14 protein-coding genes are annotated in these 16754 nt (G+C 40.4%); 10 read left to right on the top strand and 4 right to left on the bottom strand.

Annotated elements, in window-relative coordinates; all coding sequences use genetic code 11:
- Nucleotides 1–15 precede the first annotated feature (15 nt).
- On the top strand, nucleotides 16–606 hold the full coding sequence (gene yhhC / locus ACQG1K_RS15625) for a cyclophane-containing peptide 2OG-Fe(II) oxygenase YhhC (RefSeq protein WP_057102458.1): 591 nt from the start codon (nucleotides 16–18) through the stop codon (nucleotides 604–606).
- Nucleotides 593–1375, top strand: coding sequence for an aKG-HExxH-type peptide beta-hydroxylase (locus ACQG1K_RS15620; protein WP_060616026.1), 783 nt, complete (start codon nucleotides 593–595; stop codon nucleotides 1373–1375). The genes yhhC and ACQG1K_RS15620 overlap by 14 nt, the downstream gene beginning before the upstream one ends.
- A gap of 465 nt (nucleotides 1376–1840) precedes the next feature.
- Here ACQG1K_RS15620 and ACQG1K_RS15615 read toward each other — a convergent pair whose 3' ends face one another.
- On the bottom strand, nucleotides 1841–2449 hold the full coding sequence (locus tag ACQG1K_RS15615) for a DJ-1/PfpI family protein (protein ID WP_057102459.1): 609 nt from the start codon (nucleotides 2447–2449) through the stop codon (nucleotides 1841–1843).
- A gap of 431 nt (nucleotides 2450–2880) precedes the next feature.
- A complete protein-coding gene (locus ACQG1K_RS15610) occupies nucleotides 2881–4374 on the bottom strand; it encodes an HNH endonuclease signature motif containing protein (protein WP_367075065.1) in 1494 nt (497 codons plus the stop codon).
- Nucleotides 4375–5046: 672 nt separating this feature from the next.
- Between ACQG1K_RS15610 and ACQG1K_RS15605 the strand changes: the two genes are divergently transcribed.
- Complete coding sequence (locus ACQG1K_RS15605; protein ID WP_000019402.1) at nucleotides 5047–6027, top strand: IS5-like element IS5 family transposase; 981 nt, start codon at nucleotides 5047–5049, stop codon at nucleotides 6025–6027.
- A 108-nt stretch (nucleotides 6028–6135) separates the two neighbouring features.
- On the opposite strand, the gene ACQG1K_RS15600 is transcribed toward ACQG1K_RS15605, so the two are convergent.
- Both ACQG1K_RS15600 and ACQG1K_RS15595 read right to left on the bottom strand, forming a co-directional pair.
- The gene (locus ACQG1K_RS15600; protein ID WP_426760330.1) at nucleotides 6136–7119 is read right to left on the bottom strand and encodes an AlbA family DNA-binding domain-containing protein; all 984 of its coding nucleotides are present in this window, start codon (nucleotides 7117–7119) and stop codon (nucleotides 6136–6138) included.
- A 325-nt stretch (nucleotides 7120–7444) separates the two neighbouring features.
- Nucleotides 7445–9841, bottom strand: coding sequence for an AAA family ATPase (locus ACQG1K_RS15595; RefSeq protein ID WP_057102467.1), 2397 nt, complete (start codon nucleotides 9839–9841; stop codon nucleotides 7445–7447).
- Between the two features lie 478 nt (nucleotides 9842–10319).
- Between ACQG1K_RS15595 and ACQG1K_RS15590 the strand changes: the two genes are divergently transcribed.
- The 7 genes from ACQG1K_RS15590 to ACQG1K_RS15560 all read left to right on the top strand — a co-directional run bounded on the left by ACQG1K_RS15590 (nucleotide 10320) and on the right by ACQG1K_RS15560 (nucleotide 16640).
- Nucleotides 10320–10526 (top strand): helix-turn-helix transcriptional regulator, encoded by a 207-nt coding sequence (locus ACQG1K_RS15590; protein WP_057102466.1) that lies wholly within the window; start codon nucleotides 10320–10322, stop codon nucleotides 10524–10526.
- 14 nt (nucleotides 10527–10540) lie between these two features.
- Nucleotides 10541–10837 (top strand): hypothetical protein, encoded by a 297-nt coding sequence (locus ACQG1K_RS15585; protein ID WP_057102465.1) that lies wholly within the window; start codon nucleotides 10541–10543, stop codon nucleotides 10835–10837.
- A gap of 77 nt (nucleotides 10838–10914) precedes the next feature.
- On the top strand, nucleotides 10915–11226 hold the full coding sequence (locus tag ACQG1K_RS15580; protein ID WP_057102494.1) for a hypothetical protein: 312 nt from the start codon (nucleotides 10915–10917) through the stop codon (nucleotides 11224–11226).
- A gap of 260 nt (nucleotides 11227–11486) precedes the next feature.
- A complete protein-coding gene (locus tag ACQG1K_RS15575) occupies nucleotides 11487–12686 on the top strand; it encodes a tyrosine-type recombinase/integrase (protein WP_000753912.1) in 1200 nt (399 codons plus the stop codon).
- Nucleotides 12683–14224: a site-specific integrase gene (locus tag ACQG1K_RS15570; RefSeq protein ID WP_367075062.1), complete on the top strand. Its 1542-nt coding sequence runs from the start codon at nucleotides 12683–12685 to the stop codon at nucleotides 14222–14224. Before ACQG1K_RS15575 ends, ACQG1K_RS15570 begins: the two co-directional genes overlap by 4 nt.
- A complete protein-coding gene (locus tag ACQG1K_RS15565) occupies nucleotides 14221–16227 on the top strand; it encodes an integrase (protein WP_367075060.1) in 2007 nt (668 codons plus the stop codon). Before ACQG1K_RS15570 ends, ACQG1K_RS15565 begins: the two co-directional genes overlap by 4 nt.
- Nucleotides 16228–16241: 14 nt before the next feature.
- A complete protein-coding gene (locus ACQG1K_RS15560) occupies nucleotides 16242–16640 on the top strand; it encodes a hypothetical protein (RefSeq protein ID WP_001062148.1) in 399 nt (132 codons plus the stop codon).
- The last annotated feature ends 114 nt before the right edge of the window (nucleotides 16641–16754 follow it).

The following is a 16754-nucleotide window of genomic DNA, read 5'->3' as shown; positions in this document are numbered from 1 at the left end:
ATAAAGTGGGGGGGTATGTTAAAAAGTCTATGGAAGAGTGAGATAGAAATTTTCCCATTTAATCATTTCTTTTGTGATTCCTGTATTAGTTCTAATGTCACCGAGGATATTTTGGAATGGTTGATATCTACTAATTCCTGGAAAAGGGTTAATGAATATTTTTATGACCAATATGAATTTAGTTTATATGATGCGAATTTACCAGATGAGATTCTTTTCCTCAAGGAAGATTTTTTTTGTGATGAATTGAAAAGTTTTATAGAAAATAAATTTGATGTGGTTCTGAAAAATAAGGTGGATATTGTTGCTCATAAATTAATATCAGGCGACAAAATAAAAATTCATAATGATTTTATTGAAGGGCAAGAGTCACATCGCATTTTGTTTCATTTTAATAAAAACTGGAAAGAAGAAAATGGTGGCTATTTTATGATTTTTTCTAAGGATGAGCCGGAATCCTTAGAAAAAATAATTCCTCCACTTCATGGTTCAGTTCAAGGATTTGAGATATCACAGAACTCACATCATGCGGTTAGTCAGGTATACGATTTTGAAAGATATACTGTAATTTACTCATTTTACAGGAAGGGAAATGAAAATATCTGATTTTATATGTTCTCCTTTAGGTTGGAATGAAAGCTTACCATTTTATTTACGTGATAACTTTCTGTTATCACAAAATATAAACTCCGTAGATGATGTATGCGTAGTAGATCCCGGCAGTAAAATAATGGGGATTGATTATTTAGTACCTAAGTTTTTGGATGAAATGGAGAAGGTAGATTGGGAAAAAATGGGATTAACTTTCTGCGACAAAAAGGAATTTTCGTCATCAGAATATGAAAGGTTATTGTCCAAAATTGAGTCTTTATTATATTTTTCAAAAAACATGCATAGTTCGATAAAGGCGTTTGCAATTAACTTCCATCCATTATTATCTGAGTGTGAAGATTTTGATGTGAGTTTCAGTGATCCTTGCATACCATTCGATGTATTCACTAATGTCCCAAAATATGAAGAGAAATACGCTGCTGAAAGATTTGTTGAAGGGATTATTCATGAAACTCTGCATTTACAGTTAACAGCTATGGAGCATTTATTACCTTTGTTCCATGATAAATTGTTAACTTATAATGTATTTTCCCCCTGGAAAGGAGAGGGCCGAAATGAACGCGGTTTACTGCATGCAGTCTATGTTTTCTCAAATATTAAAAAGTTTTGGTTGAAGGTTCATGCGCAATCTAAAAATATAAATGACTTTGCAGTAAAAAGGATTAATGAAATTCAAAAGGAATTATCAACGGCAGGACATATACTAAAAAGCGATGCATTAACTCCTGAAGGTAGAATGCTTGCCTGCTTGTGTTTATTATAACCACTTAACTATGATGCAAGGTCATAATTAGAGGGGGGCTTTATTGTAATTAATAGTGTCAATGCTCAGGGTAAATATTATCAGTCTGTTTATGTTAATATTAAGAATGGAATGGATAATGACAAAATAGTAGTATGTTTAAAAACATGCAGTGCAGTATGATTTTTCAAAATTACTTGTTCGAGGAAAAGAAAAAATCTCCCTTTTTACTATACTTTATTCAGTTTAGGTACAACTTTGTCGAGTAGTTAACTTAGGGAAGGACAAGTTCTACAGCAGATTAAGAATAACTAACGGCAACTATAGTACTTATCAAAAGCTTCAAATGCCCTGGAGACTGCCCATGTTTGAGAAGTACTGATCTGCTCCCCTTAAACGAATGCAGCATGACGTTAGGAACTTCCGCTCTTTGCACTAAGTGGACAACCTCTTGGAACAGAAGGTCTGTAATGAGCGAGAAGAGGACTACATTTCGGATGGATCGATAGAGTGGGGGGCAAATCCCATACCTTCTTTTATGCGTTCAACATTAGCTCTAGATGTCAGCTTTTCTATTAAAGTAAATGCCACATTAATAGCTGTTGCCGGACTTTGAGACGTAATAATATTTCCGTCCACCACTATAGGGTGCTGAACAACATGGACTCCCATTTCTAGCAACTGAGCTTGACGTTTACTGCTCAGATGATACGTTGTGCCCGTTCTTCCTTGTAAAGCGCCACTCTTGGCAATTGCTAAAGCACCTACGCAAACAGAAGCAATAATCTTGTTTTTTGCGTTAAATTTTTGAATAAGCCTTAGAAGGCGCTCATCAAATGCATCTTCATAAAAGCCGGCCCGACTCATCCCCCCAGGAATGGCTATGGCGTCAAAGCCATCATCATCAATTTCATGTAGTTGATATTCTGGTTCGATAGTGAAATTCCAGGCGCATTTAACTTTTTGACGTAGACCAACTGTCACTAATCCTATGGGTTCTAATCCGTATGTTGTTGTCCAGCCAATAGTATCTGTGAATACACTAGCCTCATACTCTTCTAATCCTTGGCAAAGGAATAAGATAACTTTCTTCATCTTATGATGTCCATGGTAACTATATAAATTAACAGTAACGATAGCATAAACACTCTGCATTTTTAACCTGTTGTCGGCACGGGTTTAATCTACCACTTGAGAGACTATGGAGTGAATTTCCGCTTTTGGCACTTAGCAGACAGGTTCGGGGCAAGAAGTCGGTATGAGCGAGGAGTGGAAGTTGGCACTTTTGTGGAGTCAGTCCAGTTCCCACAAAAGTGATTACAGAAACAGCCGCAATTCAAGGGGCGGTATTTGCATTAAGTAACCACGAGGGGCGATAAGGATTAGTAAATGTCAACCTTTATGCTGAATTGAAATGTTTTTATTTATAATTGGCATTTTAGGCGAAAAAGATAGGTTTGCTTATGAATATTCATTGCATGTTAGGGATAATTATCTCCATTAGATAACATAATGTTTTAATTGCTCTAAATTCTATCAATATTAAAGCTAAGCCAGCGTTCTAACAATCCTGATTTGTTCAGAGGTACTGAGTGATCATTTAGTTTTTTACCTTCCAACGTACTTTTAGCAAAGTATGTACAATCAGCCTTGAAATGCACTGTAAGAGAATCAGGCTCGATAGCCATCAATCCAGCGTCAAAAAGACGATGCAAACAAGCAAGCAGAAGCACCCCATTAGAAGTGTTATTGTTCCCCGTTCCTACTGGCTCAATGTGAGCTGCTTCTAACGCTTCTCCGCTATTCGTAATAGCGCAACGATAACCAAAGTTAGCGGCTACACGTTCTTTAAAATCGTTCTGATTGGTACGGCTACGAACAATGCGATCAGCAAACAAAGCTTGCTCAATAGAATCAGCGAGGGTAACAGCGTAGGAGGAATCATTAGCAACAGATGCTAAATGTGCTTCTACAAGCGTTTCTATGGCCTCTGTAATGGTGTTTTCTTGTTCAGAGTCAGGGACAATAATCGCTTCTAGAGGACGTACAGGTGTTTCTAGAGGGGCTTTATAGGGCTTACAGACACTAAGAAAATCATGTATCTGTAATGCCGTCATATTCTCTTTAATTGCATCCCGTTTAAACGCTTTAACCATTGCAGCACTGTAACCTTTATCTGCAAACAACCTGATCCACTTGTCACTAAATGATTCTGGCGTTTTGGCAATAGGAACAGAAACAACTGGCTCTACTGGCTCAGTAGATAGCAATACAGGCGACTCAATGACTATATCCACAATATCAATAGGTGCTTCATTTTCTACAATTAACTTAGGTGTACTTACGCTAGTATGATGAACATCATTAGTATGATCTACAAATGCACCAAATGATTTAAAGTCAATTTTGCATTCAATACATGAAATAGGACGTCTTAAAAGTGCTGTGTCGAACCGTCTTTGTTCGACATTAGATAAATTGATCGCATCTTGCTTAACTTTTGCTATGTGCCAAGGATCAGATTTAATCGTCTCCTCATTAGGTAAAGTATTGGATTTAATAATTCGGTTTGTTCTGACAGCAGAAGGTTTTTTATCGTTATTTAGTTTATCTAGATTTGCACTCAAAATAATTGCTCTAGCTTTCTTAGCGGCTTGTTTTTTAGATAAACCAGATGCAATAAAATCTTGCATTAGCTTTGAATAAAGTTGAGGGTTATTTTTACGCTTTTGATTATCTAACTTGCGTTTTTGGTTGTATATTTCCATTTGTTCAGGAGTTAAAGCACCTCCCGTACTACGGATAGTACCAGATGTAGCTAACGGCTTCTTACCGTTCAAATTCCTTTTTACTTGCTCTTTGCTAACTCTAACTTTAGCTGTAGGAGCTTCTATACCGAAATCGTGATAGCACTCATTTTGAGTGCTGATCAGAACCTTTCTAACATCATCGGGAATAGGCTTACCTTCACGGCTTGCTCTTCCCCATGCTTTAATAGCTTCTAAGCGTGTCATTTTCATGCGAGTACCTGAAAAATTTGTAGATATGGGCAAGTATATAAACCATTCTTATCATTCGTCTATCCATGCGAAAGCAAGTACTGCAAGAACTGACGGAATGAAGGCAGGCATTACCGTCATACATTAATCCACATAGAAACGGCATAGGCGTTGTGTAAGTATCCCTGCAAAACAAACCATCATTTTAGAGGGCCTCTGACACTCCAACTTCCGCTCCTGGCACTAAGTGGACAATCTTTTGGAACAGAAGGTCTGTAATGAGCGAGAAGCAGACGTTCGTAATTGAGTCGCCATAGGTGTTGCTAGTAATGCCGTGTGTCAATCAACTGGGAACAGGTCACTTCTTCGTTACCCCCGATCTGGATTACAGAACTGCTGAATCCCCTAACCATCACTTCGCTTGTTCAGTGGTGACGTAATCTCTGAAACCCTTAAAGTCTAGAGAGAGACGATCACCCATTGTCTCAACTGCAAACTCTTGCTCAATCGGCGTGGCCAATTCACCGCCTAAAACACGCAAGCGAATGCGCATGCGTCCCGGACCTTCCGGCAAAACTGCAATGAGCTCCGAACTGGCCTGCTCCCCAGGCAATAGAGATCCTAAGGAAGGTGCGAACAAGTCCCTGATATGAGATCATGTTTGTCATCTGGAGCCATGGAACAGGGTTCATCATGAGTCATCAACTTACCTTCGCCGACAGTGAATTCAGCAGTAAGCGCCGTCAGACCAGAAAAGAGATTTTCTTGTCCCGCATGGAGCAGATTCTGCCATGGCAAAACATGGTGGAAGTCATCGAGCCGTTTTACCCCAAGGCTGGTAATGGCCGGCGACCTTATCCGCTGGAAACCATGCTACGCATTCACTGCATGCAGCATTGGTACAACCTGAGCGATGGCGCGATGGAAGATGCTCTGTACGAAATCGCCTCCATGCGTCTGTTTGCCCGGTTATCCCTGGATAGCGCCTTGCCTGACCGCACCACCATCATGAATTTCCGCCACCTGCTGGAGCAGCATCAACTGGCCCGCCAATTGTTCAAGACCATCAATCGCTGGCTGGCCGAAGCAGGCGTCATGATGACTCAAGGCACCTTGGTCGATGCCACCATCATTGAGGCACCCAGCTCGACCAAGAACAAAGAGCAGCAACGCGATCCGGAGATGCATCAGACCAAGAAAGGCAATCAATGGCACTTTGGCATGAAGGCCCACATTGGTGTCGATGCCAAGAGTGGCCTGACCCACAGCCTAGTCACCACCGCGGCCAACGAGCATGACCTCAATCAGCTGGGTAATCTGCTGCATGGAGAGGAGCAATTTGTCTCAGCCGATGCCGGCTACCAAGGGGCGCCACAGCGCGAGGAGCTGGCCGAGGTGGATGTGGACTGGCTGATCGCCGAGCGCCCCGGCAAGGTAAGAACCTTGAAACAGCATCCACGCAAGAACAAAACGGCCATCAACATCGAATACATGAAAGCCAGCATCCGGGCCAAGGTGGAGCACCCATTTCGCATCATCAAGCGACAGTTCGGCTTCGTGAAAGCCAGATACAAGGGGTTGCTGAAAAACGATAACCAACTGGCGATGTTATTCACGCTGGCCAACCTGTTTCGGGCGGACCAAATGATACGTCAGTGGGAGAGATCTCACTAAAAACTGGGGATAACGCCTTAAATGGCGAAGAAACGGTCTAAATAGGCTGATTCAAGGCATTTACGGGAGAAAAAATCGGCTCAAACATGAAGAAATGAAATGACTGAGTCAGCCGAGAAGAATTTCCCCGCTTATTCGCACCTTCCCTAAGCGAATGTGGCATTCTGGATTTTGGGCACCTTCGATTATCTCCAACTTGTTATCTCTATTAAACAATGGGCCGCCTTTAATGGTCCCGAAGTCGAGCGTATTTCGCGTTGGTTTTGGCTTTTCAGGCAAATCACTTACTGCGATTACATTCACATGGAAATCTGTTGTCTCAATGGTTAGTTCAACTTTAGCGTTGGACAACTGCACGCCAGACCGATTGAGAAGCACTAGTCTTAGCATAATAAGCGCTTTATTGATTCGCATATATTCTGCATACTCGCGGAAGAAATTCCTATTGTCCCTATAAATGCTTGAGACACTAGGCATGTCAAAAGGCCCAAGTGGTTTTGAGGGCCTTTCAAAGTCTGGAAACTCCTCAGTGAAATGAAGGTAAGTGTGGGTAAAGTTGAGGGGAAGAGTGTCATTATCAGGTGTCCGCAGGCAGAGCTCGATTTTCATCTCCGCACGACCATTGTCTTCATACCCCATCGCTATGGTTTCGACAGGTTCGGCTTCATCAGTGCTGCTTCCTCTTCGGACATAAACGACATTGCTTTTGAGTTTTCCGTAAGCACTCGTGAGATAAAACGGGCGCTTCTGTTTGGGGATCGAAATAATGCCGATGGTCTTGCCTTCATACAGGTGTTCCTCATAACTGAATGTAAGCTTCGGCTTCACCTTGCTGTTCACGAACTGCTGGATTCGAGAGTCATCAATGCTGTCATGGATTCCAACTACCTCCGCAGGATTGGGACGCTGATCTTTAAATCCCAATAGGATATATCCGGTGCCATCGCGCCAGGAATTAGCTATAGCAAGAATATCTTTAAGCAGTTCTGATTTATCGTTTTCAGAGCCATTGGTAAAGCGGTACTGTGCAGATTTGAAGTCAATATCAGTACCCTCGCTCTTATAGCGCAGCATATTTAATAAATTGTGCATTTTAGTTCTCATGCTTTGGTTTTATGAGCACATTATAAATAAATCGCCGTCTGAGTGTTAGGCATGCAGAACAGCGCTGACCTGCTCTCCGTTGAGCCACATCAACTGTTATTAACAACGTCTGCAATTGGCACTGAACGGACATAAACTATGTACTCAGGTCCGCGGTGAGCGGACATTTACTATTCATACTTGTTGAGCGCCACATCTTTTGAGTGTTCCGGTTGTCCGTACATCAGTGAGTACTCTTCCGGCGTGTTTGAGAGGCTCATTCCAGATCCGAATAGCGCCTCGCTCACCGTAAAAAACTCTTTATACTCTTTTCCTAAGGTGACCTTGGTGGTTCGCCAATGCTTTTTAACAAGGAGTTGTATTGATGCGGATCTGACGCATAAATCTTGTCCAACACGTAGTTTGCCACCTTGGAAATTTCTGGAATCTCCACAGGTTTGAATCCGCGATCAGGGATTGATTCGAGATGAGAAAACTCGTTGTTAAGTCTATTCACAAGAGCTATCGCTGTCGGATCCTCTTCGCCAAAGAATTTCTTGATACGTTCAAAGGCATCGTTCTTATCATCATGGTGCGGGAACTTAAAGAACAGAAATGCCTCAAGGAACTTGCGGAGGTTGTTACCGAATCCATAGTATGGTTCATGAGATTCATTCACTCCACCTTGATTACGGCACTTGTAGATCTGATGAAACAGGTAATTGAATTCAGTGATGTAGTCTCGCAGATATGAAGGCATCAGGGAAATCTGACTTGCCCCTCCATTTCGCTCAACGATGAAATGTTGGCATCCACCGTGATTCCTCTCATTAGGAAGTGATATTTTCTTTAGATATTTCAAGAAATCTAGGTTGTGGGTGGATATAAAAAGCTGCTTGTAGCGATAGCTGTTTGTTCCATCTGCATTCTTGATGGGTTTCGCAATCAGGCTTTCAATTAAGCTGAACATGAAGAAAATGTGATTTCCGTCTAGGCTGGAAATCGGGTCATCTATATAAATGATCAGATCCTTACCTTTGCTTTCTGGCTCTTCCAACTTGGCTATGAAGTAGCAGAAAGCAATAAGGCTGCATTCGCCTTCGCTCAAGTTGTAGGCAGATTTGCCATCTCTGGTGACTTCAAACTTAATCGAAGTATTCTCAACATTGTCTTTGGCTTCAAGCTCGATGCCGTCATGACCAAAGAAGTGGCTGAGCAACTCATTCACTCGCTCCGCACCCTTGCGTTCATCCTTCTGCTGACCCTGTAGACGGGTCACTTCGGTTTCTTGTTCAAGAATTTCGGCTTCAGCTTCGGTAAATGCAGTGCTGGCTGTGTCAGCTTCTGTCTTGAAACTGGCAATACGGGCTAATTCAGTATCGTAGGTGATGTCTGCTATAAAAGACGCCACATCGGTAAGCCGTAGAGATTCTCGTGCAGTGTTTTTATCGTTCTCCAGCGAAATTGTGCGGCCATTATTTTTCGCGATCAGATCATTGATGTCGCCCACGCATTGCTGAATTGCAGTCGGATCATGAATATAAACAGGTATGGGAACCTGCTGAAAAATGGCGTTCTTTCTCTTATCCAACGCCGCCTGCAGAGCTTTGAGGTCCTGCATATAGCCTTTCAGATGTTCAGCAAGTTTTATCTTGCTGGTTTCAAATAATATTTTTTCTTCTGCGTAGAATTTATCGCCAGTCAAAGTCAAGAAGTTAGGAATGGCTTGGATTTCGGTGGTGATAGAAGTCAGACACGAATCGATACTCGACTCCAGAGCCGAGGATTCCTTACTGAAGTGAGAGTCTAATACCTGCCAGATGTCATGAGGAAGATTCTGACGGCAGAATGCGCAAGTGTCTCGCTTATCTTTGTGTAGCGGTATACCTTCCTTCACCCATATCTGGAGAGCCGTCTCATTCAACAACTCCTGAATTGGCAGGGTTGGCTTAATCAATCTTGAAAGGAGTTCTTCAGCTACTATGCTTATTGATTCGATGTTGAGGTTTATCGATACGGTATCGGTAATATCAGGTAGGGCCTCTTGCTTCAAGAGATTGACCTTGGCTGCTTGTTCTTCGGTTGTCAGAGCTATGAAGCTGGTTTTTTTGACTGAGCCAATGTCTTTTTTGATGCTTTCTATGTTGTAGACAGCAGGGCCGTAGATGCGATTCTGTTTAATCTTATTGTTGGCATGAGAACGAAGTTTGCCCTCTAGAGCATCAGACGCAGTTTTATGATTGTCTTTCGTTCGATCTCGCTCTTTCTTTTTAGCTTCGAGCTCATGTCGGAGGCCTGCCTTCGATTCAACACTGCCTAGCCTAGTTTGGATTGCGGTAATGGCATCTTCGATTTCTTTATTCTTTTCACCAACGATAGCAAACGTCTTGATCTCGCCGTCGGTCTGATTGACCAAGAAGCTTAGGTTATCGCTCACAAAATCCCGGTTGTAGACCCGAACATCGTAGCCATGACCGGCAAGGCCTACCTGTGTCACATCACCTTTGTCACCACGAATAATGAAATTTGGGTCTACGTAGTTGTGTGGAATGCGCCCCGTTTCCAAAGCGCGGAAAATTCGCGAGAGTGTAGTTTTACCAGAGTAGTTCCGTCCGTAGAGGATGTTGAGCCTCTTGAAATTCTGGACGTTGTTGCCTGCATCCTTAAGGCTATTTTTCCAAATGAGGTCCGTAAAACTACCGAAACTACCGATGTCAACCTGACTAAACATGAACACTCCCCTAGCGCTGGCTATAGGTTGCCAATTTGCAATTGAAACAGATTGTTAATCTAGTCTACTCTGAGTTTAAGGAATGTTTGAATAGGTTATTGATACATTTGATGAATAATTTTATGAACTGAAATTCAACATCCATTAAATGCCCCTCAAAAAGTTCATAGCTTGATATTGGGTGATGAAGCTGGGACCTGCTCCCGCCTGGTTGAAGAACATAGAACGTTAGCAATGTCCGCTTCTGGCACACAGGAGAAGTTCATGGGGACGTACCGCCAATTGTGTCCTACGGTCACCCTATCACGGGTAGCTCAACTCTGCTGGCACTGTTCAGAACTGGGGAAGTTTAGGCAACGTGAAATTCCCCGACTCTGGGCAGCACCAACGTCGATAACCTCCGTCTCAGGAGCTTCACTCCTTTCTTTTCTCGAAGATTTGTATAGTAGCCCCATCGCAACGACAAGGGGAAAACAAAATGAACAATCAACCAACCCGTCTCATCCGTCTACCAGAAGTCATCGCTCGAACCGGTTACGGCAAGGCATGGATCTACCACCTGATCAGCAAAGGTCGCTTCCCGCAACCGGTCAAGATTGGACATCGCGCTATTGCCTTCGTTGAAAGTGAAGTCGAGGAATGGATTCAGTCTGTTATTGAAACAACCAGAAAAAATGTTGCCTGAGCGGGAGAGGGAAAATGAATATTGAATGCTTTGTAAGTGAGAATCATATGTGCAACCTTGGTGAGAGGTTGTTTAACGAGATTTTTGATCTTGATGCCATTGCTGAACTCGCTGATGACAAGTTTACTAGAGAAGCTGTTTATATGCTGAGCCAGTATCTTGTTGGAAACACGAGCGGACCATTTAAAGCAATCAATATGCTTGGCGCCAATGAGCAAATTAATATTTATGAGGTATGGATCTCAATTATTAAATCGGCTGATGAGTTAAGGATTTTATTCAAGGCAATACTTCGACATTGTATTGAATGAAATCATTAGTTGTAAAACAGATAAAAGTTTGTAGATATACCTAATAACTACCATAACCATTATAAGAGGTGTTTAATATGAAAGCTAAGAAAACCAAAGGCAACAAATCCAAAACCAGCAAACCCCAAATTATTACAATAAATAACAATAGCGTAATAAATGGAAAACTGATGTGTACTGTAATCATGAATGAAGACGATCTTAAAGCCTGTTTTGAGACACTTCCAAATAAATATGGAGAACCAATAGTAGGTGATTACAAGGGAGTATTGATGAGTTTTTTGTGCAATTCAATCTGGTATGGATTCGGTAATGCTATTGTTGATGTAGTTCTTGATGATGCTATTAGAGAGCAAGTCAAAAAACTTGAAGAACAAAATAAAATGTAAAAAATAAAAAAAATAACTACAAATATTTGACTTTTAAATTTACATAACATATCTGGAGTATCAGATTAACTATGGTTGTGGATGATATTATCTAAATCAGGTTAATAGAAAAGAAATTATATATAGTTATTATCAATGCGTAAAATAATTTGTGTTGCGGCATTAATAATAAGTGTCGTAGATATTTTAGTGTAAAAATTTTTGAAAACTAAAAAATAATATGTTAGAGATATATGAAATTGTAAATAACAGGAGGTTTAATGAAAAAGACAACTATAAATACATTTATTATGAGTGGTGGAGAAAGATATTGTCTTGTATTAGATAAAGGCAGCGGGATTCCCCTTTATTATCCTGCTTTATATATAACTACTCAAATCAGAAACAAAAGTGATTCAATATCAACAGTTGAGTTGGTGGCCGGTGCCATCTCATTATTCTGTAATTTCTTATCTGAAAGAGATATCAATATTGAGGAAAGAATTATTTCAGGAAAGTATCTGAGCATTAATGAAATAGATGCTTTAAGAGATTATAGTGAGAAGAAGACCCGGTTAAAAAAAATTCTTCCATATACTGTCAGGAAGAGGAATGTTGTAAACCGTGCAACCAAACACTTCAGATTAACCAATATAGCAAACTATTTGAGTTGGTTAAGTCAGATACTTAAACAGCAACAAGGAAGTATAAATGAATTCGTCGATAAGATTAGAGAGAGAAGACCAAAACTAAGAAGGCGCAGCCGTCAAGACCAACCAGAAAAATCTCTTGATGGAAACCAAATTAATCATTTATTAGAAGTCATAAAATGTGGAGCGGCATTTAATCCATTCGGTGAAAATCTTCAGATAAGAAACCGACTTATTATTCTGGTGCTTTATTCTTTGGGAATAAGGTCGGGAGAGCTTCTTAATATTCGTATATCGGATATTAACTTTAGTGATTCCAGTCTGGCTATCCGTCGTCGGGCTGATGATAAGAACGATCCACGAGTTAAACAACCATTGGTTAAGACGATGGAAAGAAAACTACCTCTATCTTCGGCATTGGCAAAAGAATTGCACAATTACATTACCAGTGTCCGTAGGAAGTTTAAGAATGCCAGAAAGCATGAGTACCTTTTCGTAACCCATAAGTCTGGCCCAACACAAGGTATGCCTTTATCGAGCATGGCTTACCATAAAGTTATCGATAGCATCAGAAATGTCATGCCTGAGCTTTGCAATCTTACGGGGCACAAACTCAGACATACCTGGAACTATGAATTCTCTAAAAAATTAGATGAGATGCCTGAGCGAGTAAGTGAGGCTGAACAAGAAAAAATGCGTTCTAATCTTATGGGATGGACTCCCGGTTCTGGAACTGCACAGATATATAACAAAAGATTTATTCAGGATAAATCACATAAAGTCGCAATAAAACTACAGGAAGATATTAATAAAAAAGGGGAGGTTGAATGAATTCAGTACATAAAGTGTTAATGAGTAAAGATCTTATCCCAGCTAAAATGGATGGGTATTATTTTTCACCACAAGAAGATGTATGGGTACTTGACAGAAACAATCAGATAAATAAAAAAGCAGTTACTGATGTTCTTAACGACAATTTAAAAGAAGGATATTTAAATACAATTGCACTATTTGCGAGGGATTATAGCGCAAGTTTTGCCTCCAGGATACATGGAGCATTTCTTGCTTTTATAAAGGAAGAGCAATGCGTATATGTCAGTAAAGCTTCAGTTTTAAATTTCAGAAGCAAAAAGCATGTTAAGGATGAATTATTATTTCGTCTGAGGATATTTATCACTAAATGGTACTCTCTTGGCTACAATGGAATAGCTTCGGAAGCTGTACAGATAATGAAAACATGGAAACTTGTTAACGGAAAGCCAGGTGATGTCGTTAAAAGAAAAGAACCCATACAAGGTCCTTTGACTGATATTGAATTGCAAGAATTTAACGAGGGAGCAATAAGAGCGTACGAGAAAAAAGAAATATCTCTTTTTATGTTAACTATGGCACTTATTATCAGCCACACAGGTCGTAGACCCTTGCAAGTAACTCAGATGAAGATAACAGATATCCTTAAGGTTTCAAAAGAAGATGGTGAAATTTATTATCTTTTAAATATACCACGAATTAAACAAGGCTTAGGATTCAGAGAAGAGTTTCGAACGTTCAGAATCACCAAAGATCTATATGAACTGGTTTGTAAACAAGCCAAAGATTCTTTGGCAATGCTGTCTGAATTTATGGGTAGACAACTTACTACTGAAGAGAGTAAAGATGTGCCACTTTTTATTTCAAAAAATAAAATCGGATTAATTGATAAAAGTGTTAGTTTAGACTTTTATTTAAAAACTGATGTATTGCATCATTATAGAGGGAAATTAACAGAGGTTTTGAAAGTTGTCATCAAGAAGGAAAATGTCTTCTCAGAAAGGACTGGGGAATCCTTACATATAAATGCCAGAAGGTTTCGTTATACGTTAGGAACACGAGCAGCAAGAGAAGGCTATGGAGAATTCATTATCGCAGAGCTACTTGATCACTCCACGATTAAGAGTGTAGGAGTCTATGTTCAGAATCATGTTGATAATGCTTATAAGATTGATAAAACTATGGGGCAGGCATTGACTGGAATATCATGCGTGTTCAGAGGTCAAGTAAAAAGAAAAGAAGATATTGAATATGACATAACTCCAGGTATAAAAATTAAAAATCATGATGGCGAAGACACTGGCAGTTGTAAGCAATGTTCCACATGTTCAGCTAATGTCCCCATTCCTTGTTATACATGTATGCATTTTACCCCCTGGCTGGATGGACCGCATGAAAAGGTTTATCAGTATTTGATTGGCGAAAGAGAACGAATATACAGCATAACTAACGACAGAATTGTAACGGAATCGCTCGACAGAACGATCATTGCTGTAAAGGAAGTAATTAATCACTGCAATATAATGCGAAGCTCACACAAGGGGAATAAATCCATATGACCGGTAGTAATGTATTACTCTTCAGGAAAAAGATTGATATAAACGCAGGGTTAAATCTGAAAGAGTTTATCCGATTTTGCAGATTCGATCTTACCGCTTTAGGGAGTGATTTTAACTGGGAGTCTTACGAGTGGAGAGGTGTCGCTGTTTTTACCAAAATAAATGTAAAACGTAAAGTAAAAACAGATAAAGAACAATTACTCGATGAGGAGTATATCGATTTTGCTAAAGCTTATATGAGATATCAGTCGGCTTTAACCAAAAGCAGATGGAAGCTGTCAGCTTCATTGGCCATATTAAAAGTTGTCGAACAAACATTACTGATGGTCAATAAAAATGCAAATATCACCGGGGTCAGCATACCTGTTCTTGATGAAGCCATCCAAACCATCAAGAGGCTTTACAAAGAACATCCGGCCTATGATTATGGGCAGGAACTTCAGAAATTTGTGAAGTTCCTTGGTGAAAATGGTCTACTGATCGCGGGTGTCCTTTCATGGGTCAGCCCAATAAAACCACCGGAACCTGTTAACCGTGTGTCTAAAAAAGCAGATGAAGCAAGGTTAAGTAAACTTCCGGATGAAACGGCTTTGAATGCTATGGCAGAGATCTTCTCATTACCTGATGAGGCGTTGAGTTGCCGGGATATTTTTACTACTTCAATTTTTGCGCTCCTGATGTGTGCTCCCAGTCGGATATCGGAGATTTTGGCACTTCCCTGTGATTGCGAGATTACGGAAACAGATTCTAACGGGGTGGAAAGGTATGGGCTAAGGTTTTACTCCCTCAAGGGTTATGGTGCGGACATTAAATGGATTCCAGACGTTATGGTTCCCGTTGCCAGGAGGGCAATAGAAAGGTTAAAGAAACTTTCAAAAAATGCCCGTGAATTTGCACAATGGGTAGAGGAGAATCCATCTACATTCTTCAGACGGGATAGCCTTCCTGAAACAGGAGAAAACGAAATATTAAAACCCTGGCAGATATGTGAAGGATTAGGATATAACCTTGAAAGAAAAAGTGGGAATGTAAAGTTTTTATCTGGAGTGAGTTTTTATAATAGCCAGAAAAATTACACCATGAACTCATTATGGGGAATTATCCTCTCCAGATTACCAGAAGGTTTTCCATGGTATGATAAAAATAAAGGCATAAAATACAGCAATGCACTTTGCCTGTTGAACATCCATCAACTGGAGAAAAGAAATGAAACTATCATTTACGAGTTACAGAAACCAACTAAAAATATTTTCATGATAGATATTTCTGAGAATAAGTATGAGGGGCTAAGGTTTGAAAACATATTTACCAGACATCGCTATATTGGCCCGGAAGGAAAAGCTCTGCATTTGAGAAGCCATCAGCCTCGTCATTTACTCAATACGATTGGACAGCGAAACGGGATGTCAGATCTCGACCTAGCGAAGTGGTCCGGGAGATCGCTGGTTACCCAAAACCCGGTTTACAACCACGTATCAGAAGATGAGATGCTCCGTAAGGCCGAGACACTGGATATCAGCACTATCGGCTCACAGGCCTTCATGATTGATTCAGTAGAGCCGAACCTACCTGTTACTCCGGGTATGATCAATCTCTGGGAACATGGTGCAGTGCATGCCACCGAGTTCGGCTACTGTGTTCATGACTATATGATGAGCCCCTGCGACAAGTTCAGGGATTGTATCAACTGTAACGAGCAAGTTTGTGTGAAAGGCGAAGAAGAGAAGCTCCAGCGGCTCAAGGAAAGGCGCAATATGACAGAAGGGCTTCTCTCCAGAGCCAGGGAGTCAATGACGGAAGAAGAACTGGGTGCTGACCGATGGGTTCAGCATCATGAACTGACCCTTACTCGATTGAATGAATTGATCGCAATCCTTTCAAATAACGAAATACCAGACGGTTCACGTATAAAACCCGGTGGGGAAAGTTTCACTCAGCTTGGGCGAGTATTAAATAAATTTGAAAATCTCGAAAATAATAGGAATGATAAATATATAGAGTAAAACAGGAGAAGCATATGGCAAAACATCTTAACCGAAATGATATAGATACAATCATAAATACAATAATTGTTTGGGATAGTGACAAAATTACATGGGATGAAATATGTAATGCTGTTGAACCATTAATCGGTAAAAAACCGACAAGACAATCTCTGAACATGAATAAAGATATTGTTGAAGCCTATCAGAACAGAAAGAAAGGTATCCGGGCTACGGATAATGAGGTCAGGAAACCTGCCAATCTGAAGATTGCTGCTGCGAGAATTGCAAATCTTGAGAAAAGAGTTCATCACCTCGAAGAACAGAATAAAAATTTAAAAGAACAGTTTGTGAAGTGGCAGTATAATGCTTATAAGCATGGAATGGAAGAACACCAGTTGAATGAAGATCTACCTACCATTGAGCGACATTGACTTGAGCAATCGGTACATCTGATAAAGTTAGTATAAATGTTGAGTTAATAGTTTTTGCCTATTGACAAATTAAATAAACTCGATAAGTTTATATATAGTCAGGATGACTATAAC

The organism is Enterobacter cloacae complex sp. 402C9 (assembly GCF_050030745.1).
Classification (GTDB): Bacteria; Pseudomonadota; Gammaproteobacteria; order Enterobacterales; family Enterobacteriaceae; genus Enterobacter; species Enterobacter intestinihominis.
Note: the sequence above shows the minus strand (reverse complement) of the source record. Positions and strands in the feature narration are given on the sequence as shown.